Origin of the sequence: Priestia megaterium NBRC 15308 = ATCC 14581 (genome assembly GCF_000832985.1) — a bacterium.
Taxonomy (GTDB): domain Bacteria; phylum Bacillota; class Bacilli; order Bacillales; family Bacillaceae_H; genus Priestia; species Priestia megaterium.
Genome location: NZ_CP009920.1, coordinates 3,343,150 through 3,364,089, shown reverse-complemented (window position 1 = coordinate 3,364,089; position 20,940 = coordinate 3,343,150). Strand labels below are relative to the sequence as shown.

The window sequence follows — 20,940 nt, the reverse complement described above, 5'->3', positions numbered from 1 at the left end:
TTTATGAAAGTAGGATTAGTGGATGATCATTCATATGATTTAGAAAAATTGAGGATTTCTTTAGAAAGAGAAGATGATATAGACATACTTTTTTCGACTAGCAGCGCGGAGGAAGCTTATAACGAAATTAAAAAAAATGAAATTGATTTATTAATTACAGATATTGAAATGCCAAAGCTATCAGGTTATGAGCTTGCAGACTTTATCAATGCTTACGCACTTGATATTCAAGTCATCTTTGTCACTGGGCACAGCGGCTTTGCCGTTCATGCATTTGAACTCAACGTTTTAGACTACATTATGAAGCCTTATTCTAAAGAGCGTCTGTTAAAAGGCATTCAGCGTTTTCATCAAAAAAAACAATCAACTGACACAAGAGATAAGCTTATTTTAAAACAAAAAACCGAAATGCAAGTGCTGAACAAACAAGATATTATATTTGCAGAACGAACAGGTCGCTCTACCACAATCATAACGATAAATGGAGAATTTAGTACTTATCAATCATTAAACGAAATTGAAAAAGAATTAACAGCGAGTCATTTTCTAAGGTCTCATCGAGCTTTTATTATCAACATTTCCTATATTCAAAATTTCTCCCTGTATACTAAGCACTCCTACTCAGTGATGTTTCAAAGCACCGAAAAAACAGCTTTAATCACGAAAACAAATTTAGACATCTTGCAAAAAGAATACTTTTAAAGGAGGGACTATCTAAAATGAAACTATTTTACACACTAGTTTTACTAACTGTTTTCGTGCTCCTCTTTTTTAAAGACCTGCCTGTTAGTTTACATCTCCTACTTTGTTCTTTTATAATTGGTTCATTTTTTATATGGAGAAAGAAATATCAAACGGCTCCTCCACTAACGATAAAAAAAGCAATCGTACTGACGTCTTTTTTCCTGCTTTTATTTAGCCTATCTTCACCTTTTAGCATTGCCCTAACCGTTATCGCAATGATTGGTTACATGACCGACATGTTTTCCTCTTATCAACAATACATATTCGTAACCAACCGGGAAAACAGTGCTTCACGTGAAATTCAAAAAAACAATGAGCTTTTTCAAGCGTTAAGGGCTGAAAGACATGATTTTATTAAACATGTCAGCGCCGTATCCTATCTTCTAGAAACAAATCAAAGACAGCAGGCACAAGAGTACATTCAAGATTACGTTGAAGCTTTGAATGATACCCATTCATATATTCAAGGTGAACATTCGCACGTTGCTTCTGTTGTACATCAAAGCAAGAATCAAGCACATACGTGGGGAATACATATGAATGTTCAATTAGATTCACCGTTATCACAGCTGCCTTTAAAGCACCTTGACCAAATGAATCTCATTATGAATTTACTGCATAATGCTTTAGAAGCCGCTCATTCTTCTGAGAAAAAAGAGATAACCGTTTCGAGTATGATCCGAAGTGGCATTTACATTTTAGAAGTCAGCAATTCTACTGCTCCTTTATCACGAGAGCGTCAAGATCACTTGTTTACTTCTTTTCATGTTACAGAAAAGAAAGAACGCCACGAAGGCCTTGGCACGTGGATCATTTCTGAACTTGTTTCCAACTACCACGGACGCTTGGAATATACGTATAACGATTTAACTCTTTCCATTAAAATAAAATTTCCAATAGTCGTTTCCTCAAAACAAGCAACATAGCCGCCGCAGCCCAAGCGGCTTTTTTTCGTATGAGCCTCTTCTATACGCACACACTATAAAAAGCACCGAAAAAAAGAAATATTTCACACTTGTTTTAACTCTTTTATCGTCACTTTTTTAGTTTTTGATTTTTTATATGCAAATCTATTGCATTTCAAGTAAAAAACGAATATTATATATCATGTTGCTTTTAATGTTCGTTATTTTTGGAGGTTACTTATGTTTAAGTTAAAAGAATATAACACGGATGCTAAAACGGAGATTTTAGCTGGTATTACAACGTTTTTAACCATGATTTATATCGTCATTGTGAACCCAGTTATTTTGTCCAGCGCCGGCGTTCCTTTTGATCAAGTATTTACAGCTACTATTATTTCAGCAGTCGTAGCTACGCTATGGATGGCTCTTGCAGCTAACTATCCAATCGCTATTGCTCCCGGTATGGGAATGAATGCATACTTTGCTGCTTTAGTTGTTGGTTCAAATGGAAGTATCGACTATGCTACTGCTTTTTCAGCTGTATTCGTAGCGGGCATTATCTTTATCATCCTATCGTTAACATCGTTTCGTGAAAAATTAATTGAAGCTATTCCAAACAATTTAAAGCACGCGATTAGTGCTGGTATCGGTTTATTTATTGCTTTTATCGGGCTTCGTTCAGCCGGTATTATTGTTGCAAATAAGTCAAATTTAATTGGACTTGGTGATTTGCAGTCTGAAAAAGTAGTTTTAACACTGATTGGACTTGCGATTACAATCATTTTATATACGCTAAATGTAAACGGCGCTTTATTCTTCGGTATGATTATTACGGGGTTAATTGCTTTCTTTAGAGGACTGCTTTCATTTGATAAAGGTTTGTTTGCTTCTCCTCACCTTCCAGACGGCTTAATGATTTCAAATCCTTTTGCTGCTTTTGGAGATGTTATTCATCATGATCTGTACACAGTTGTTTTTTCTTTCTTACTTGTTACAATTTTTGATACAACAGGTACAATGGTAGGAGTAGCTCAACAGGCCGGTCTTATGAAAGGTAATAAGATGCCTCGCGTACGTCAAGCATTGCTCGCTGACTCATTTGGTACAACGATTGGAGCTTTATTTGGTACAAGCCCAACAACGGCTTACGTTGAATCTTCATCTGGTGTAGCAGCAGGCGGACGTACAGGTCTAACGGGTGTGACGGTAGCCATTTTATTTATTGTTGCAGCGTTCTTTAGTCCGGTTGTAAGCTCGGTTTCTGGCGTAGCAGCTATTACTTCACCTGCATTAATTATTGTCGGAAGCTTGATGATGGGCGCTGTAGCTAAAATTAATTGGAATGACTTTGATGAAGCGTTCCCTGCCTTTTTAGTTGTTCTAGCGATGCCCCTTACATCAAGTATTGCAACAGGAATTGCGCTTGGCTTCATTTCTTATCCGTTAATGAAGCTGGTAAAAGGAAAAGGCAAACAAGTCCATCCGCTTGTGTATGTCTTTGCTGTTTTATTCCTCTATCAGCTCATCTTTTTACCGCATTAAAAAAGCTTGGAGATTCGTCTCCAAGCTTTTTTTATTGAAAGTGATTGTTATTTTCTTTTGTTTGATAAAGATAATTTTCCACATAGATTTGTTCTGCATCAGAAGCATTCTTTATTCCTTCTTCTGGATCTAATTCGATACTTCTCTTCTTAGCTATATAATCCACTAGCGCCCCAAACCCTAAAAGACCGCCTATGATCCCAGCAAATACAATCCATATTGGCAATCACTTCACGTCCCTTTTCTTTTAATTGTATCATCCTCAGCACAACAGGTAAATATTAACATAGTTATCCATTTGTAAATAAAACGCTTTTTACCAAATATACGTAAAAAACTTCTTTGTATTTGGTATACTAAACTCACGGCATGTTCTACAGAGAAAGGGGCTTAATTGCATATGAACAAACAGCTTGGAACGTTAATGTTTGTTATTTTTATGGTATTTGTCGGCTTTGGAGTGATCATCCCCATCGTACCTGAAGTTATTCGTGCCACGGGTGCAAGCACGGTCAATTTAGGAATACTAATGGCTAGCTATTCGATCGCATCTTTTATTACCGCACCTTTTTGGGGGAAGCTTTCCGATATAAAAGGCCGGCGTCCCATCTTACTTTGGGGCTTACTCGGCTTTAGCGCAAGCTTTTTTCTTTTTTCGGTGGCAGAAAACTCTCTGACTTTAATGTATACGTCGCGCATCATCGGAGGTTTGTTTGCAGGAGCTGTTATTCCTTGTGCTTTTGCATATGCTTCTGATAGTACAGATGAAGAAAACCGAACGAAAGCAATGGGACTGTTAGGAATGTCGATTGGCTTAGGCTTTATTTTTGGACCGGCATTAGGCGGCGTCCTTTCATCTTTCGGCTTGTTTGTTCCCTTCGTTATCTCTGGTATCTTGTCACTGATTATGACAGCGTTCTCATTCTTTACGTTAAAAGAATCTTTACGAAAAGAATCTGCTGATAAAGTACAGACATCGAGATGGCATGACTTCACGTCAGATTTTCAAGGAGCTATGAAGTATTTATATGTTCTTTCATTTTTAGCGACTTTTACGCTCGCTGGTTTAGAAGCTACTTTTCAATTTTTTCAAATAGCGAAAATTAATGCTACTCCTACGACAATCGGATGGATGTTTATGGCGAGCGGTTTAACTCAAGCGCTGATTCAAGGCGGTGTGCTGCAGCGATTTAAAAAAGGAAATGAAAAAAAGCTGATGGCCATTGGCTTATTAGTTTCAGCAATAGGATTTACGTCTATTTTGTTATCTTCTAGTGCCGTTAATGCTACCTTATTTTTGTGCATATTTACAGCAGGAAATGCCCTTATTCGTCCTTGTGTCCTCTCATTAATTACAATGAGAACCAAAGTAGGATATGGCTCTGCTTCGGGGCTGACCGCCTCAATGGATAGCTTAGGGCGTATTTTTGGCCCTCTGCTTGGTGCATTTGCCTTTAAACTCAATATGACGCTGCCTTTTATTATCGGAGCTGTTGTCACTTTAGCTGCTTTACTGCTGATTCAGCGTCATACAGCTCTAGATTATTCTGAGCAAACACTCTCATCGTAGAGGCCGGGACAACATTATTTTAGTCGAAAGAAGATCCGAACGGTGAATCGAGATTCTTGATGGAGAATCCAACGCGTTCGGATTTTTTTATTGTTATGAGTATTCTAGCTGTGTTGATTGGAAAGCAAGACGGAGACTACTGAGGAATAGCGGAAGAGATGAGACCCCGCAGGAGCGCAAGCGACGAGAAGGCTCAGCGGCCGCCCGCGGAAAGCGAAGTCTTGCACGGAAATCAACAGTCGATTCCTACTAGCTCATGTAGCTCATTTGTTGGCCTTTAGATTAATTTAGCGATGTCTTAATCTCTTTTCATCGTTACTAACACAAGGTTATCAGCAGCTGCAGTGTGTTTTATAATTGAAAACTGATGTGCTTTGTACAGCTTAATCGCAGGTGTATTTTTTTCGGCTGTAGACACTATACATTCACATTCAGAATATCTTTGAAGTACATGTGTTAAAAGACAGCTTCCGATTCCTTTTCGAAAGTAACGAGGACGCACAACGAGGCGGCAAATCGTTAATCGCTCATTTTCTTTTTCAAACGACAGCACTCCTGCTAGCTTACCTTCAATCATTTCTCCGATAAACACTTCCTTGCTTTTCATAATATCTTCTTTGCTTTCTGTAAGCTGAGGAATATCTGAAAAACCAATGAGCCTTGCTTCTTCTTGATAAGCTTCTACTTGCACAGCTACTATTTGAAGAGCGATATCCACTCTTTGATGTTCGAGGATTTGAAGCATGAAAACCACTCCATTTCTTTCACAAATTTAGACAAATTCCATGTTTTCACTATATCCAAACGCCTTCCTTGTACATATTGTATTATGTACCGAATTAGCCAGGAGGTGTTTATATGCATATCACTGCTGAAAGAATTAGAGAAGCAACAGAAGCGATTGCTTCTACTGAGCTTGAAACGTTTATGTACCAAGAGCCAACTGCTCTTCACAGACGCTCTCGTCGTCGTTCTACTCGCCGTTCTACTCGCCGCACTACTCGCCGCACTACTCGTCGCACTACTCGCCGCACTACTCGCCGCACTACTCGTCGCACTACTCGCCGCACTACTCGCCGTTCTACTCGTCGTTCTACTCGTCGTTCTACTCGCCGTTCTAGCCGTCGCCGCTGTCGCTGCGGTTCACCTTGCTGCTCATATCCATGGTTTAATAAATCATTTGGCTGCTGCTTTAAAGGGCATGGCTGTGGTCGCTAAATAAATCTAAAGCAAGTCGAGTTTAAAACATACGCGGCTTGCTTTTTTTAAGATTTTTATTTTACATAATCATTCGTTTTACTCTTCTTGAAAAGGAAAACAACGTATAATAATGGGAAAGAATCTCTCTTAAAAGGAGGCCTATCCATGCACTTATCTTTTGATCATCTTGTTCATTTTTCACCTGATCCTATTAAAGCTCAGAAAGAACTAAACGAATACGGAATAAATGTCATTAAAGGCGGCATCCATGAAAAATGGGGTACTTTTAACACGTTGGCTTATTTTAACCTCAGCTATATTGAATGGCTTGGGCTTAGAGATATCGCGTTAGCTCAAAACGTTACAGATAATGACCTTATTCAGCAGCTTGTTAACGAACATACACTGCTTGGTCATTTTGGCCGATTTGCACTTCGTACAGATGATATGGATTTGCTAATAAAAGAGCTGGAAAGCAAGAACGTCACTGTAAAAGGTCCTGTAGCGGGTTCTCGCCAAACCAATGATGGAGAAAGACTTCAATGGAAAATGTGTTTTATTGAAGCTGACCACGATTCCCTGCCTCTTCCTTTTTTTATTGAATGGGGTGAACCAGAAGAAAAACGCAAGCCAAAGCTAGCGGATCTTTCTTCCCACCAAGCTGGTCAGCTGCAGCTAAAAAATATTTACTGTGCTGTACATAACCTCGAAGAATCCATCAGCAAGTGGACGAAACTGCTGGACGTTCAGTCTGGCGAAAGCTACAAAGACTCTTTACTTGATGCACGTTGTCAAAAACTATATGTCAATGGAGGAAACCTTATTTTTTGCAGCGGAACACAAGGTGTTGTCCATGATACATTAAAAAAAGTTGGAGAACGTCCATTTTTGGTTGAATTGGATCACGCTCTAACACCGCAACAAATTACCGTACAAGGAGCTTCTTTTAAATTCAACATATAAACATCCGCGGACGGATGTTTATTTGTGTGCTTCTTTTATAGCTTGATAAATGAAATGAGGCAAAATTTCAAAGGAATACTGAACGTCTAATCTTTCGGTCCATTGATGCGCATCTCTTCCTAGCGGTCCAATGTTCAGCACCGGCATCTTCAGCTCCTCTAGCTCTTCTAGCGGGATATGATACCCTTTATTCCATAGGGGCATATTGGCTACTAACGTGTTAAATGTATGAAGCGGATGCTGCAGGCTGGCATAGCTTAAATCCGAAATTCCGCCAAAATAACTTTGTTCAACTAGCTCCAATTGGAATTGCTCTTTGGCAGTTGCCTGTACGTTTGACAAAATCTCTTGTACAAATGGATCATCATGTGAACAAACGGCCGGATAAAAAGGCGGCGTAAAAAATAAGACCATCATCGGAGCTGCTTCTTTACATAAACCAGCTAAAGAGTTTACTAATTTAATGGTTTTATTTCTGTCATCCTCCTCTTGTGCCAAAAGTGCTGCTTCCATTTCGTGCACATATTTTTCGCCGTGCTGTTTGACTGCATGAGTATAAAGTTCTTCATACGTCCATACGTTCACATCACGAGATGAACCCTCCATTCCCTCAGCGTACTGCCTAGCGGCTTTATTATAATGTTTTTTTACATTCAAAGCCGCTTTGTCAGCCGATTTCAACAGCAGATCTGTTACTTCTTTAAGAGAGCGATTTAACATAAATAAATTAAATAATACAACGGCAGAGTGCGGAACTTGAACTGAATACTCTTCTTTTAAATCTTTTTGTATCAGCACCGTAGGAGGTGGACTCGTTTCATCTCTTACTTTTTCGCAAAAATCAACGTTTAATTCTATTTCTTTTGTTAAATAAGAAGCTAGTAAATTAGCATTTAAACCAGCTAGCGGTTCCCCTACATGAGTTTCTTTTCCATAACACAAAAAGCTTGGCATGATTTTTCCAATCGATCCTGAGTACACATAGTTCGTTTGATCTCCAGGATAGCGGCTGAACACCGGTTCTGCATTTAGCATGAGAGAAAAATCCAGCTGATGTTTGCGGGCAAGTTCTAAAAGAACAGGCACTGCTTTTCTCATCCCAAGCGAATTTACTTCTTCATCCGGCACTGACAGCAGCAGGATGTTTCCGTCAAACTCCCCGTTGCATGCTCGTTCAACCATACTGATATGCAGGGCAATGCCTGCTTTCATGTCCATCGTTCCTCGGCCAAAAAGCCAGTCTCCTTTTATCATATCTTTTTGTACGTGCGCCGGAACTTGTTCCATATGGTTATAAAAAGTACTCGTTAATGTATCAGCGTGAAAAGCATCCTTTTTCCACTGTCCATAATCTTGTACATCCACTACATCGTAATGACTTACTAGTACAACTGTTTTATTCGTAATTTTCCCTTGAACAAAAGCTGTGACAATCGATCGCCCGTCTCCTGTTGAATGAAGCTCGACTTGCTCGTTTTTTTGAAAGTAAGGCAGCTTCAATAAATACGACGCTATCGATTCAGCCATTTCCACTTCTGCCATCGTTCCTGTCACGCTAGGTATAGAAACCAATTCGCTTACAAGTTTTTTTAACTGTGCTTTTGTTTGATACAAAGATGTTTTGTTCGACATACCCTTCATCTCTTTCCTTTTTCTAAATTTTCTATCAAACAAAACCATTCGTCAATCCCTTTGACAGAGACCCTTTCATTCTATCCCTATGTATCATAGTATGGCGCTGCCTTTACGCACATGATAAAAAAAGAGTGCGCGGCTAGGGATAGCACCGCACACTCTTTTTTTACTTTTGGTCATCTTCTAAAAAGTCTAGGATACGATCAATAAGCTGTTCGCTTCCTGCATCGTTTCCGTGTTCAAGAGACATTTCCATTTCAATGCTCCTTTCATAAAATATTCTTGTTTTATAACATACCACAATTCATTTCGAATGTAACCTTTAATTTGTGTAAAAATTTCGACAATTTATGATTAATTTTAAAATCTATTGAGTATTGATTATACCCACCAGATTCTTTGCTTGTCAAAAACCATGCTTTCTATTTAAAAACACTTAAAAAATAGAGGCGCGAGCAGACTTCTTCTATAAAAGACAGCCTACTCGCTCAAGCTTGGAACAGCATGATGAATAAATTTCTAGTTCATTTGCTTTTTGTATATCTTTAATATCTATGCCTACAGCATATGTACGAACATGGTTTTCGACCACAATTTCATAAAATGTTTCTAACTCACGATAAGCTACTTGATAATGCTTTCCTAATAATTTCACTGCTTCCTTTAATGCTTTCTCTCCTGTATGTGCTGCAACTGCTGTATGACTCATAAAACCCTCTCCTTTTAGAAAAATAAAAAAAACTCATTTTGCTTTGATGCAAAATGAGTTTTTCACCCGTTTTATCACCCAAAGCACATGCTTTGCTGGTAGGAGCACCTTACATTCGTAGGTTGCTGTGGAGTCAAAGAGCCAGATCTCTCGTCCACTCGTGATAACTTTTTAATTTAAAATTTATTTTATCAAACAATTCCATCCCCGTAAATAGAAAAATAAAAATATTTTAATTTTTTCGGTAATGGAATGAATTCAAAAAATGAAAGCTTAGATTAGCAAAATAAGAAGCTGCTACAAGCAATGCCTCTTCATTTAATGAAAAAGAAGGATGGTGCCATTCATATTCTCCAGCTGTACCCATCCATACAAAAAATCCTGGTACATGCTGCTGATATACGGCAAAGTCTTCTCCTCCAGGCGATTGTTCAGCTTCTACGACTTGATAACTAAGATTCTCTGCAGCGTTAATAGCCAGTTTTTCCAGCGTATCATCATTGTTTACTACAGGAAGATATGGATACCATTTAACGTCTACTGAAGCCCCGAAAGCTGCTCCAATCCCTTCAGCAGTTCGTTTCATAAGACCCGGTATTTTTTCTCTCGCTTCTTCTTGAAAGGTACGCACCGTTCCTTCAAGCGTTACTTTGTCAGGAATGACGTTCCACGAGCTCCCTCCATGGATTTGAGTTATGCTGACAACAACATTTTGAAAGGGGCTGAGATTACGGCTGACAATGGTTTGTAAACTAGTAACAATTTGACCAGCAGCAGCAATCGGATCTACTGTTTTTTCAGGGATGCCCGCGTGACCTCCTACTCCTTTAATGTCAATTTCAAAACGATCAACGCTTGCCATTAAAGGTCCCGATTTGATGCCAATGGTTCCTACAGGAAGATCCGGTTTGTTATGCATCCCAAATATCGCTTCTACTCCTTCGAGCACACCTTTTTCAACTAGCATTTTTGCCCCTGAAGCCGTTTCTTCAGCCGGTTGAAAGATAAACCGTACCGTACCGCAAAGCTCCTGCTGACGCTCTTTAAGAAGAGTGGCTGCTCCGATTATAGAAGCTGTATGAAAATCATGGCCGCATGCGTGCATAACTCCGTTTACTTCAGATGCAAATGGCAGATTGGTTTTTTCTTCAATTGGCAGCGCATCAATATCAGCTCGAATTGCGATAGTAGGTCCCGGCTTTCCTCCCACAATTTCCGCTACTGCTCCTACGTCTAATTGGAATGCATCAGCTATAGAAATATCATAGTGCTTTAACCACTTTTTAATACGTTTAGTTGTTTCATATTCTTTCATTGAAAGCTCTGGAAACCGGTGCAGCTCACGGCGTATGTCTATTAGCGTATTTAGTAGTAATTGATCTGTCATATTTATCACTCTTTCACATTTCTTAATTTGGAGAACTTCTCTATCTTTTACGACAAAGAGTGTACCTTATTAAATTTTTTATAAAGAAATACGGTCGTATAACCTTCTGCAAGGTGCTTTTCTTTAGCTTGAACATATCCTTTTCGTTCATACATCTCAACTAACCAAGGATGTTCTTTTGCTGTTCCTAAAGACACACCTGGTGATTTAAACATATTTTTTATTATCTCTTCCTCTACTAGATGCAGCAGCTTAGATCCAATGCCTTTCCTGGCAAACGACGGGTCTACTGCAAACCACCAAAGATGCGGAACAGCAAACGGACCTGGATGTTCTCCCCAAGGCATTCGTATAGACACAGTTGCAGCGATTCTTTTCTCTTCTTCATATACATAGCAAAGGTTTTGAGAAATATTTTTCTTAACGAGGGCAAGATCAGCAGCAGCTGCTAAGAAAGGAATGCCTATCTCTCGAATAGGCTTATATGCTTGTAGAGTTAAGTTCAATAAGTTATCTGCGTCGTCATTTGTTGCCAAACGGAATTCATTTTTCATCCCTTCGTCTCCTTATGTATAAATATTTTATTTAACTTATAAGTTTACTAAGAATTAAAAAAGACAGACTGCCGCCTTGCGTACTCACTATACAACTGCTTTTATAACGTGTCAATTTTCATTATCTCTTTCTATGAAAGCTATCATAAAAACCAATACTTACAGTTTATTATACTGAACAAATATCAATAAATCCCCTTACGAAACCCCTTTCATTACTTTCGTTAAATTTTCAACCGCCATTATAGAGCGACGTATGATAAAATAGAACACGGTAGTTGTAAGAAAAGCAAACAGAAATGTAATCACTAGCATAATCGAGGCTGCTTGCTCTTGTTTCATAATAAGATAATAATTTGTCACTTCAATTACAGTAAGTGTTATGACCATCATATATAGCATTTCACATGTAAACTTTGAAACGCTTTTTTTATTTTTCATTCCCTATACCATCTAAAGACATAGAATGTCTAATCTATATTAGTAGTATCGGCATATTTTTATATGTTTTTGTAAAAACTAAAGAAGAATTGAAGCAATTATTATTGGCGCTTTCCCACTAAATATTGGAATACATATCATTCTGCAAGGCGCTGCAACAGCAGTTGATAACTGTCTGATTATTCTTTCATTTGACCAAACTCTACCTTTGCTTATAAAATGAAGATTTGTAGAAAGGAGTACGAAAAATTTTATGTATACGTATCAAACAGGCAATCAAACAATTGACTACAAAATTGAAGTCGTTCCAAATAGAACCGATATCACGGTGCAAATTTGTGACAAAGAAGGGGTAAAAGTTATTATCCCAAGAGGTCTTAATGAAAACAATGTGCGTTCAATCATCGCACGCAAAGCAACATGGATTTTAAAACAACTAAACGGTTCACAGCCAGCTGAGGAAAAGCCAGCTGCTCCAAAGAAAGAAGCAGTAAAAAAAGAAACAGCTAAAAAAGAGGCTCCTAAAGCAGCAGCTTCTGCAGCTAAAACTGGTTCTTTTGAAGAGGGAGACAAATTCCCTTACCTAGGACGTCAATATCGATTAAACATCGTTCGTGGAGATGTAGCAAAGGCTGAAATGACATTCCGTGCAAAATTCATTGCTACAGTACCTGAAAGCTGGAACGAGCAGCAAACAAATGAAGGTATTGGACAACTATTAACAGAATGGTACCAAGGCCGCGCAGGTGAAAAATTCCAAGAAGCTTTGAAATCTGTTAAAAAAGCAGCAGACAATGCTCCTGAATCTGTTAAGTGGGACGAGTTAGGTGAAGAATACGCTACGACTCAAGATAATACAATCGTATTAAACTGGCGTTTGCTAACAGCTCCTCTTGCAACAATTGAATATGTCATTGCTTCTCAATTTACAAATGCAGATGAGTTATTCGAAGATGCAGCTGAACGCAAACAGTGGTTAAGCGATAACACCCTAAACGCATTTTAAGTTTATACATAAAAAAAGCACGCGGCGAACGCGTGCTTTTTTTATTTGGATAGAAGTACTCGAATAATCTCACTGCTCAAAAATTAGTTAACCTGATAGGTTCATTCAAGCGCAGTTTATAAACCAATATATAATATACATGTTTAAAGTTTTATTAATCTAATTTTAAAAGCAGTAAATAAGAATAAACTGATTCTATAAAAAACTGATTCTTATCCTTTTAATACTCTAAACGCTTCTCTTACTTTTCGTGCAAAATCTAACGGTGGTTCTACGGATTCAAAATGCATATACATTGCTCTCGGCTCTTCAAATAGCCAATGGTTGTGAACGGCTGTAACCTTAATATCTCTTTTTCTAAGCTCCGTTAATAATGGATTTACCTCTTCTTGCAAAAGCACGGTTTCACCTAGATTTAGCGCTCTTCCCTTGCTATCTAAATCTTCAAAAGTGAAAAATTGAGGAGTAACTAATGGAGAGCGTGTTGGACGCCCTAAAATTTTAAAACGAATCGTCCGAAACTTTTGTACCAAACAAACGCCATTTTCATCTAAACTGCCTTGTCCACCTAGAATTCTCGCAAACTCCTGACACAGACTCTTTTTATTTTCCCAACTCATTATGCTGACTTCCTTTCGTATCATAACTTGTCCTTTCTTAATAAATATATGTGAAAGTTATCAAGTAGAAACGGCAAACACACAGGAAGACTACCTATTTTATAAATCCAGATTATCAAAAGTCATATTTATTTTTCTTTGTTCATATCAATAGCATGTATTTTTGAATTTAACTAAAAAGAGAAATTCAAATGCCAATTTAAAGAATTTACTTAAACAGTTTTTAAAATTGAATTTGTAGGGGGAAGTAAAATGAAAAAAATAGGCAAGGACGATTTTGTTTCAGGATTTGTTCCTCATCATAATCATGGCTCAGTAGACTACACTTCTGTTGCGTCAGGACATGTCCATCAATGCCTCGATGTAACGTCTCCTCCAATTCAAAGCGAGGATGGAAGCCACATTCACTATACAGAAGGCTATGTTGTTTTTGAAGACGGACATACACATCATTACAAAGCCTACTCTGGTCCCGCTATTCCCATTGGCAACGGTATGCATGTTCACTATTATGACTTTTATACCAGTGAAGACAACCAGCATCGGCATCATGTCAAAGGTGTAGATCATCCTGCTCCGGGCGATAGATAATGAAATAGTTTAATGCAATTAAGCCAAGGTCTCAGCTTGAGTTCATATAACCGCTTTAATAAAAGTGAGGCTGGGACAAAAGTATCTTAGCCCAAGTGAAAAACGAACCATTGATCAACATGTTTGATGAGTGGTTCGTTTTTTTGTTACTTGAATACTGCTTCATCTGTTTCGTTCCTTCTAGCAGTTGATTGAAGGGTAAGACGAAGACTCCTGCGGGAAAAGCGTGACAGACGAGGAGGCTCAGCGGCCGCCCGCGGAAAGCGAAGTCTTGCATGGAAATCAACTGCGGTGTCATAAGCGGTTCAGCTCATGGATCTCATTTGTTCGTCTTTAGATTGGATTCATTCAGTTATGTCACAGCCTCTTTGTACATATATGATTTAAATGGAAGTCCCTCCCCCCCCCCGCTTAATCTGCTTAATCAAAAAGGATACGCGAGCTCTTTATTCCAAAAATTCGACATACCAGGTCTTTGGACATGTCAAAGTTGCTACACCAATCGATATATTGTGTTTTAAAAGAAAGATACATATAATCAAGAAAATGTTTGATTTTGTTTAAATGTGGATACGTATACCTATAAGCAAGATAGCAAACACTTAAGATGAGTGGTTACGCTATAAAAGTTGTAATGACCATGTAAAGAAAGGAAGTGCAGCTTATGAAAGGACAGAGCTTTTTTATTTTAGGACTTATATTTGCTCTTATCATTGCTGTTTTAGCTGTAATTAACAACGATCCTGTACAATTTAACTATGTATTTGGTTCACAAAAATGGCCTCTTATTTTAATTATCTTAACAACGGCCGTGTTTGGAGGAGTTGTTGCTGCTTCATTGAGCTTTGTAAAAATTGTTCAACTAAGAGGACAAGTGAAGCAGAAAAACAAGCGAATTGCTGAGCTGGAAGAAGAAATCAAGCAGCATAAGCCTGTTGAGCCTGTTGTGGAAGAAGAACCAAATCAACCAGCTACTCGAACTGAGCGCGCTCACTTATAATAAAGAAGAGCCGTTATTCCCTAGAATAACGGCTCTTTTCATTTTTTGTTCCCTCATGCATATTTTTATATTTTTGGCATACACGCATAAACAGATAGATATAGATATGGAAAACTTTAGTTCTGAATGGTACAATCAACACTGTTATATCTCTATGAAAAACTTAAATTGACAGTCTTACCGTTAAGAAGGTGTTCATCCATTATGGTCAATAAAAAACTAAAGCGTGAAATTCTTACATACACAAGCGTCATCCTCGGCACTGTTTTGCTTTCTGTTGTCGTTCAGCACTATTGGTTTCAGCCCTACACTGTAAAAGGCGATTCTATGAAGCCTATTTTGCACGAAGGCAATCGAATTATTATTAACAAACACAGCAAGCTGGAGCGCTTTGACATTGTCGTTTTGCAAGCTCCCTATAGCAGTGATTTTCTAGTAAAGCGCATCGTCGGCTTACCAGGAGAAACGGTCGAATACAAAGATGATGTTCTGTATATAAATAACAAAGTCAAAAAAGAACCGCATCTTCATAAATATTTATCCAAAGTACCCGCTTACGAGCGATTTACTGAAAATTTTTCCACGTACGAACTGTCTCAAGACGGCACGATACCCGATGGATACGTATTAGTGCTAGGTGACAACAGACGCATTAGCCGAGATGGCAGACATTTTGGCCTCACTCCGATTTCTTCGATCATAGGAGAAGTCAATATGAAATACTGGCCTTTAAAGGAAATGACTCTTATGCATTAACACATAAAAAAGAAAGCTCAAAAGTGAGCTTTCTTTTTATTTTGGATTTTCCTTGTTTTCTACATGCTGTTCTTCTGCAAATTCTGTGTCATACGCTAGTTTTCGCTTAAAAGCGGGACGCGTTCTCACTGTATGTTTCGTTTCAATATGGTTGAATAAGTAGCGGTGAACAAAAACCTCGGCAAATGTAATAATAGCTGCAGAAATAATACTTCCCCAAGCAATTTGAACGTAGCTGTCTAATAACAATGTTCCAAAAATCCATACGCTCATATAGGTTAGAACAAATTCAACAATAATGGCATCACGGTTGCCCACTCGAGGCAGTACAATTCGATCCACTACTAAATATGTCACAACTGTCGTTAGCAAGCTAAAGGAAATAATGTCTCCGATGGTTGCATCAAAAAACAAATCAAGGCCTATACCAAACGCAATAAGTGCCGCTGCAAATTTAATGAGCAATAATGTTGCATGATTCATATTTGAACCCTCCTTTTTCTATATTAATTTGAACAAAAATAGGGAAATTAATACCTTTTTTGCCAAGAAGGGTATAATATAGGCAAAGCCAGTACGTTTGAGGCTGCTCGAGCGTACAAGAATGATTTGGGAGATGTTGTAATGATTGTACTAGAAAATAGTAAAATGAAAGTAAGTATTCAAGAAAAAGGAGCGGAAGTTGTAGAAGTATTTCATAAAGAAAAAGACCTGCAGTTCATGTGGAGCGGAGACCCCGCTTATTGGGGACGAGTATCCCCCGTATTGTTTCCAATCGTAGGCCGATTAAAAAATGATCAGTATACCGTTGATCAGCGCGAATACTCTTTGCCACAGCACGGTTTTTTACGTGATTCTGCTTTCAGCGTGATCGAACAAACAAACGAAACGGCACGGCTGCAATTTGCTACAAACGGCCGCTTTAAAGACGTATATCCGTTTGAATGTTCAGTTGAAATCAGCTACCGTCTGGAAAATAACCGATTAACTTTTCAGTGGAAAGTAGTGAACGAAGATAAAGACGATATGTATTTTTCAATTGGAGCCCACCCTGCTTTTCGTATTCCGTTACGTGAAAACGAGCAGATTTCTGATTACTTTTTAGAAATAGAGCCTTCTAAAACTACGCCGAAGGAATTTATATTAAAAGACGCTCTTATTCATGAAAAAGGAGCTGCAGAAAATTTGCATCAGCTGCCGCTAAGCGCAGATTTATTTGCAAATGATGCGCTAATTTTTAGTCATATTGACGGAATTACGATTAAATCGCCGGTTAATGAAAATCAAATTAACGTTCAGTTTAATGATTTCCCGTATGTCGGTATTTGGTCAAAGTATGATGCAGAAAATCATACAATCGCTCCTTTTCTTTGCATCGAACCTTGGTTTGGAATTGCAGATACGCATGATCACAACGGAAATTTCAAAGAAAAATTAGGCATCAACCGTTTATCAAAAGACGGTGTATTTCAAACAGAATTCTCTGTTTCCTTTAGCTAATTCAACACATAACAAAATCAATTCAATCAACAGCTAGAAGCAGCTAAATAGATTAACTCTACGTTCACCATAACAATAAAAAGCTCCGAACGATTACTCGTTCGGAGCTTTCTTCAACTAAACTACTTTTGTCCCTGCTTCTTTTTATATTAGTTATTTACAACATCGCTATTTTTTAGCGCATGGACTTGTTCTATTAGCTTCTGAACATATTCTTCGCTGAGTACACCTGTTGCCCCTCGAATAATTTCAGTCGAATAATGATCCGGAGGTGCGACTTCTTTTTCTTTATTTAACACAAAAAAAGTAAGAACATGATCCACCATCTTACCTTCATGCTCGACAGAAATAATAGCAGGGCGATAGCCGTTATTATCTACGCCTTCTCTGCCATACAGGTACGTAATTGCTTCAGGCGGCACGCGGTACAGTTTGCCTTCAACGACTCCGCCTTCTTCAACCATGTCTGCACGTCCTCCGTCATGAATAACGTGGTTATATCGAAGCGTATAGCCTTTGAAAACAGCTCTGCCGAGACAGTCTTGGAAATGCTGATCCACCCCGTGCTTAATAAAACGATCGTTATCCATACATGAACCGTAAGCAAAATACAGCATACCTTCTAATAAATCTTCTTTCCACACGCGCCAGTTTCCGCTCGGGATAAATTCGTGCAGCAGCGAACGATCGCTTGCCACATACACAACGGCTTCAAATTCACCTTGGTCCGTTTCAACCGTTTGCACAACTTTATCATATTCATTGTCTTTATGACCTTCATGAATGTACCCTTCTAATTCATCAAGAGCCTTCCACATAAGCTGATCGGTCACTTCATATACTTCTCCGTACACAATATGTTCACTGTCGATATCAAGCATAGGATAGCCTTGCTTTGTGTCATATAATTTCCCTTTCGTTTTTGCCTGCTTGGCAATAGGGCGCGCATGATGCAGCAATCCGTGATTACCTTCTCCTTCAAGAAGCGTTCCGTATACAAATAAATAATTGCACATACTCCTTATTCCCCCTCTTTCTCTTCATAAAGCTCTAGCGGTAACCCATCCGGATCAGCAAAAAATGTGAATTTTTTTCCCGTTAGTTCATCTACCCTAATAGATTCCACATCAATCCCTTGCTGCTCTAGTTCACGCTTGGAATCCTCTACGCTTTCAACCGCAAAAGCTAAATGGCGTAAGCCGCACGCTTCAGGTCTTGAAGGACGCCGTGGCGGATTTGGAAACGAGAACAACTCAATTTGATAGCCAGGAGCTACTTCTAAATCTAGCTTATATGAATCTCTTTCTTTTCTATATGTTTCTTCTATAATCTTGCATCCTAACACATTTACATAAAAAGCTTTTGAACGTTCATAATTACTTCCTATAATGGCTACGTGGTGCATTCGTTTTAAATTCATTTCATTCTCCCATAAAAACCCTTTTCTAATCATCCTACACAAAATGCCGGCAAACATCAAATAATTACGTTATCACCTTTGACGAGAGTGATAAAAGTCACGGACATAGCTCCTCATAACAAGTAACATAACAACGAGGTGAATAACATGATTTCGTTAACATTTAAAGCAAGAATTGACCGAACTCAAAATTTAGATTCGTTAAAAGAAGAAGCTGCTATTATGCACCGTATTGCTGATCAGCTATCTCCAATGAGCCCTGAGTTCATAGATTATACTGAACGTATTCAATATGTGTATGAACGCATGCACATTATCGTACGTCATCCTACTAAAAAACTCGCTTAATATAAGCGAGTTTTTTTATAAAATCTTTGTCAAACTACCTTATTTTGAGATATACTGAATGCTAATAAAAAAATGAAACTTTTTGATCTTACGCGCGTATACTTAATTACGATAGGATAAAAGATAAATAGTTACACAGATAAAAACCATCACGTGATGGTTGACATAGTTAAAGGAGGTGGTATTCTGATGGGGTTGCGACATACAAAATTGGCGAACTTGCAGAGATGGCACATGTAACGAAACGCACGGTTGACTATTATACCAACATTGGTTTGTTAAAAGCAGAACGCTCTGCTTCTAACTATCGCTTTTATAACGAAGAAGCGCTGAAACGTCTTTATTTAATTGAAAAATTAAAAAGCGAAGGCCGTTCTCTTGAAGAAATTTCTTCTCTATTTTCTATAGAGCAATCCGAGAATAGCCACTCCAAAGACGAATTAGCATCCAAATTTTACGTACTAAACGACAGTTTAAAAGAAGTTGCACCGCTTATGGAAAAGCTTAATGAAGAAGATCGAAAAGTAATGATGAATCGGCTTTCACCAGAAAGCGTCACTCTTTTGCACTCTTTACTGCTGCTACTGTCGTAAATTTATTATTTACAGGAGGTGTTTACTTACTTTATAGCATTATAAAGTAAGTATATTCATTGATAACCATTAACTTAATTATTTTTGCGATTTTAATTGTACTCACTGCTTTTTTCGTTGCTTCAGAGTTTGCAATTGTGAAGCTTCGTAGTTCACGGGTAGATCAACTTGTTGCTGAAGGAAAAAAAGGAGCGAATGCGGTTAAAACCGTGACGACACACTTAGATGAATATTTATCTGCGTGTCAGCTTGGTATTACGATTACTGCTTTAGGACTCGGTTGGTTAGGAGAACCGACTGTTGCGAAGATTGTAGAACCCCTGTTTGAAAAAATGGGCGTTGCTGCATCTTTAACACATATTCTTTCATTCATTATCGCATTTGCGCTTGTAACGTTTGTTCACGTAGTCGTTGGTGAATTAGCGCCAAAAACATTTGCGATTCAAAAAGCTGAAACCGTTACGTTATTGTTTGCTCGTCCGTTAATTTTATTCTATAAAATTATGTTCCCCTTCATTTGGTTACTAAATGGTTCTGCCCGTTTATTAACTGGAATGTTTGGATTAAAGCCAGCTTCAGAGCATGAACTTGCGCACAGTGAAGAAGAGCTGCGCATTATTTTATCAGAAAGTTTTAAAGGCGGGGAAATTAACCAGTCTGAATATAAGTACGTGAACAACATTTTCGAATTCGATAACCGTGTTGCTCGCGAAATCATGGTACCAAGAACAGAAATTTCAGCTGTTTCTGAAGACGACAGCATTGAAGATTTCTTAAAGCTTGCTGTAGAAGATCGCTACACTCGTTACCCTGTTACCGTTGACGGAGACAAAGATAACATTATCGGCTTAGTCAACGTCAAAGAGATTCTAAACGATGTCGTAATTAACGATGCGTTAAAAAAGCAAAGCGTGAAGCTTTATATGAATCCTATTATTCAAGTAATTGAAACCGTAGCGATTCAAGACCTATTGCGCTCGATGCAAAAGAAACGTACGCATATGGCTGTGTTGATTGATGAGTACGGCGGTACGGCTGGTATCGTTACCGTTGAAGATATTTTAGAAGAAATCGTTGGAGAAATTCGAGATGAGTTTGATACAGATGAAAAGCCGCTTGTTCAAAAAATCAGCGATCAGCACTTTGTCTTTAACTCAAAAGTACTGCTTGAAGAAGTTAACGAAGTCCTTCATATCGAAATTGAAAACGACGATATCGATACAATTGGCGGCTGGATGTTAATGCAAAATATCGATATCCAGGAAAGCGAATCGTTCAAACTTTTCGGATACGAGTTTATTGCAAAAGAAATGGACGGTCACCAAATGAAAGAAGTAGAAGTACGTGCCCTTCCTGAAGAAGAACGCGTGCAGCCTGAAAGTCATTCACCAGAACAAGAAGTTACACAAGCATAATAGAAAGAGCCGCTTCTTCATGAAGCGGCTCTTTTTTATCA

25 protein-coding genes and 1 riboswitch are annotated in these 20,940 nt (G+C 38.4%); of the genes, 14 read left to right on the top strand and 11 right to left on the bottom strand.

What is annotated here, in order from left to right:
• Positions 1–3 precede the first annotated feature (3 nt).
• From BG04_RS17550 to BG04_RS17540, 3 genes are all read left to right on the top strand, one after another.
• Positions 4–702: a LytR/AlgR family response regulator transcription factor gene (locus BG04_RS17550; RefSeq protein ID WP_034653608.1), complete on the top strand. Its 699-nt coding sequence runs from the start codon at positions 4–6 to the stop codon at positions 700–702.
• Between the two features lie 17 nt (positions 703–719).
• On the top strand, positions 720–1,670 hold the full coding sequence (locus BG04_RS17545; RefSeq protein ID WP_034653610.1) for a sensor histidine kinase: 951 nt from the start codon (positions 720–722) through the stop codon (positions 1,668–1,670).
• A 219-nt stretch (positions 1,671–1,889) separates the two neighbouring features.
• Positions 1,890–3,191 carry an NCS2 family permease gene (locus BG04_RS17540; RefSeq protein ID WP_034653613.1) on the top strand — a complete coding sequence of 434 codons (1,302 nt, stop codon included), beginning with the start codon at positions 1,890–1,892 and terminating at the stop codon, positions 3,189–3,191.
• 31 nt (positions 3,192–3,222) lie between these two features.
• On the opposite strand, the gene BG04_RS17535 is transcribed toward BG04_RS17540, so the two are convergent.
• The gene (locus BG04_RS17535) at positions 3,223–3,417 is read right to left on the bottom strand and encodes a hypothetical protein (protein WP_013082184.1); all 195 of its coding nucleotides are present in this window, start codon (positions 3,415–3,417) and stop codon (positions 3,223–3,225) included.
• A gap of 174 nt (positions 3,418–3,591) precedes the next feature.
• On the opposite strand from BG04_RS17535, the gene BG04_RS17530 reads away from it, so the two are divergent.
• Entirely contained in the window at positions 3,592–4,761 is a 1,170-nt protein-coding gene (locus tag BG04_RS17530; RefSeq protein ID WP_013082183.1) for an MFS transporter, read from the top strand.
• Positions 4,762–5,059: 298 nt separating this feature from the next.
• Here the strand turns inward: BG04_RS17530 and BG04_RS17525 are convergent, their stop codons facing one another.
• Entirely contained in the window at positions 5,060–5,506 is a 447-nt protein-coding gene (locus BG04_RS17525) for a GNAT family N-acetyltransferase (RefSeq protein ID WP_034653615.1), read from the bottom strand.
• Positions 5,507–5,619: 113 nt separating this feature from the next.
• Here BG04_RS17525 and BG04_RS17520 point away from each other — a divergent pair, with 113 nt between their 5' ends.
• Complete coding sequence (locus BG04_RS17520) at positions 5,620–5,979, top strand: CotG/ExsB N-terminal domain-containing protein (protein ID WP_080743076.1); 360 nt, start codon at positions 5,620–5,622, stop codon at positions 5,977–5,979.
• Positions 5,980–6,126: 147 nt separating this feature from the next.
• Positions 6,127–6,924, top strand: coding sequence for a VOC family protein (locus tag BG04_RS17515; protein ID WP_034653619.1), 798 nt, complete (start codon positions 6,127–6,129; stop codon positions 6,922–6,924).
• An 18-nt stretch (positions 6,925–6,942) separates the two neighbouring features.
• On the opposite strand, the gene BG04_RS17510 is transcribed toward BG04_RS17515, so the two are convergent.
• The 5 genes from BG04_RS17510 to BG04_RS17490 form a co-directional block, all read right to left on the bottom strand.
• Positions 6,943–8,556, bottom strand: a complete 1,614-nt coding sequence (locus BG04_RS17510) for a M20/M25/M40 family metallo-hydrolase (protein ID WP_034653620.1) — start codon at positions 8,554–8,556, stop codon at positions 6,943–6,945.
• A 469-nt stretch (positions 8,557–9,025) separates the two neighbouring features.
• Positions 9,026–9,268: a hypothetical protein gene (locus BG04_RS17505; protein WP_013082177.1), complete on the bottom strand. Its 243-nt coding sequence runs from the start codon at positions 9,266–9,268 to the stop codon at positions 9,026–9,028.
• Between the two features lie 68 nt (positions 9,269–9,336).
• Positions 9,337–9,438, bottom strand: a riboswitch (SAM riboswitch).
• 62 nt (positions 9,439–9,500) lie between these two features.
• Complete coding sequence (locus BG04_RS17500; RefSeq protein WP_034653622.1) at positions 9,501–10,655, bottom strand: M20 peptidase aminoacylase family protein; 1,155 nt, start codon at positions 10,653–10,655, stop codon at positions 9,501–9,503.
• Positions 10,656–10,702: 47 nt separating this feature from the next.
• Positions 10,703–11,209: a GNAT family N-acetyltransferase gene (locus BG04_RS17495; protein ID WP_034653624.1), complete on the bottom strand. Its 507-nt coding sequence runs from the start codon at positions 11,207–11,209 to the stop codon at positions 10,703–10,705.
• Between the two features lie 198 nt (positions 11,210–11,407).
• A complete protein-coding gene (locus tag BG04_RS17490; protein ID WP_228459472.1) occupies positions 11,408–11,602 on the bottom strand; it encodes a hypothetical protein in 195 nt (64 codons plus the stop codon).
• A 301-nt stretch (positions 11,603–11,903) separates the two neighbouring features.
• Here BG04_RS17490 and BG04_RS17485 point away from each other — a divergent pair, with 301 nt between their 5' ends.
• Entirely contained in the window at positions 11,904–12,656 is a 753-nt protein-coding gene (locus BG04_RS17485) for a M48 family metallopeptidase (RefSeq protein ID WP_028414208.1), read from the top strand.
• A gap of 212 nt (positions 12,657–12,868) precedes the next feature.
• Here BG04_RS17485 and BG04_RS17480 read toward each other — a convergent pair whose 3' ends face one another.
• Positions 12,869–13,276: a DUF1259 domain-containing protein gene (locus BG04_RS17480; RefSeq protein WP_016763340.1), complete on the bottom strand. Its 408-nt coding sequence runs from the start codon at positions 13,274–13,276 to the stop codon at positions 12,869–12,871.
• A 252-nt stretch (positions 13,277–13,528) separates the two neighbouring features.
• Between BG04_RS17480 and BG04_RS17475 the strand changes: the two genes are divergently transcribed.
• From BG04_RS17475 to lepB, 3 genes are all read left to right on the top strand, one after another.
• Positions 13,529–13,867: a YmaF family protein gene (locus BG04_RS17475; RefSeq protein WP_016763339.1), complete on the top strand. Its 339-nt coding sequence runs from the start codon at positions 13,529–13,531 to the stop codon at positions 13,865–13,867.
• Positions 13,868–14,531: 664 nt separating this feature from the next.
• Entirely contained in the window at positions 14,532–14,867 is a 336-nt protein-coding gene (locus BG04_RS17470; protein WP_016763338.1) for a LapA family protein, read from the top strand.
• Positions 14,868–15,071: 204 nt separating this feature from the next.
• Positions 15,072–15,623 carry a signal peptidase I gene (lepB, locus tag BG04_RS17465; protein ID WP_034653627.1) on the top strand — a complete coding sequence of 184 codons (552 nt, stop codon included), beginning with the start codon at positions 15,072–15,074 and terminating at the stop codon, positions 15,621–15,623.
• Positions 15,624–15,659: 36 nt separating this feature from the next.
• Here the strand turns inward: lepB and BG04_RS17460 are convergent, their stop codons facing one another.
• Complete coding sequence (locus tag BG04_RS17460; protein WP_034653629.1) at positions 15,660–16,106, bottom strand: YndM family protein; 447 nt, start codon at positions 16,104–16,106, stop codon at positions 15,660–15,662.
• A gap of 141 nt (positions 16,107–16,247) precedes the next feature.
• Here BG04_RS17460 and BG04_RS17455 point away from each other — a divergent pair, with 141 nt between their 5' ends.
• The gene (locus BG04_RS17455) at positions 16,248–17,123 is read left to right on the top strand and encodes an aldose 1-epimerase family protein (protein ID WP_034653631.1); all 876 of its coding nucleotides are present in this window, start codon (positions 16,248–16,250) and stop codon (positions 17,121–17,123) included.
• A gap of 149 nt (positions 17,124–17,272) precedes the next feature.
• On the opposite strand, the gene BG04_RS17450 is transcribed toward BG04_RS17455, so the two are convergent.
• Positions 17,273–18,139 carry a gamma-glutamylcyclotransferase family protein gene (locus tag BG04_RS17450; RefSeq protein WP_013082166.1) on the bottom strand — a complete coding sequence of 289 codons (867 nt, stop codon included), beginning with the start codon at positions 18,137–18,139 and terminating at the stop codon, positions 17,273–17,275.
• A gap of 5 nt (positions 18,140–18,144) precedes the next feature.
• Positions 18,145–18,543: an SMU1112c/YaeR family gloxylase I-like metalloprotein gene (gene gloA2, locus BG04_RS17445; RefSeq protein WP_016763335.1), complete on the bottom strand. Its 399-nt coding sequence runs from the start codon at positions 18,541–18,543 to the stop codon at positions 18,145–18,147.
• Positions 18,544–18,690: 147 nt separating this feature from the next.
• On the opposite strand from gloA2, the gene BG04_RS17440 reads away from it, so the two are divergent.
• The 3 genes from BG04_RS17440 (at position 18,691) to BG04_RS17430 (ending at position 20,899) form a co-directional block, all read left to right on the top strand.
• The gene (locus BG04_RS17440) at positions 18,691–18,891 is read left to right on the top strand and encodes a hypothetical protein (protein WP_013082164.1); all 201 of its coding nucleotides are present in this window, start codon (positions 18,691–18,693) and stop codon (positions 18,889–18,891) included.
• Between the two features lie 227 nt (positions 18,892–19,118).
• The gene (locus BG04_RS17435; RefSeq protein ID WP_013055894.1) at positions 19,119–19,484 is read left to right on the top strand and encodes a MerR family transcriptional regulator; all 366 of its coding nucleotides are present in this window, start codon (positions 19,119–19,121) and stop codon (positions 19,482–19,484) included.
• A gap of 59 nt (positions 19,485–19,543) precedes the next feature.
• Positions 19,544–20,899, top strand: coding sequence for a hemolysin family protein (locus BG04_RS17430; protein ID WP_013082163.1), 1,356 nt, complete (start codon positions 19,544–19,546; stop codon positions 20,897–20,899).
• Positions 20,900–20,940: the final 41 nt, after the last annotated feature.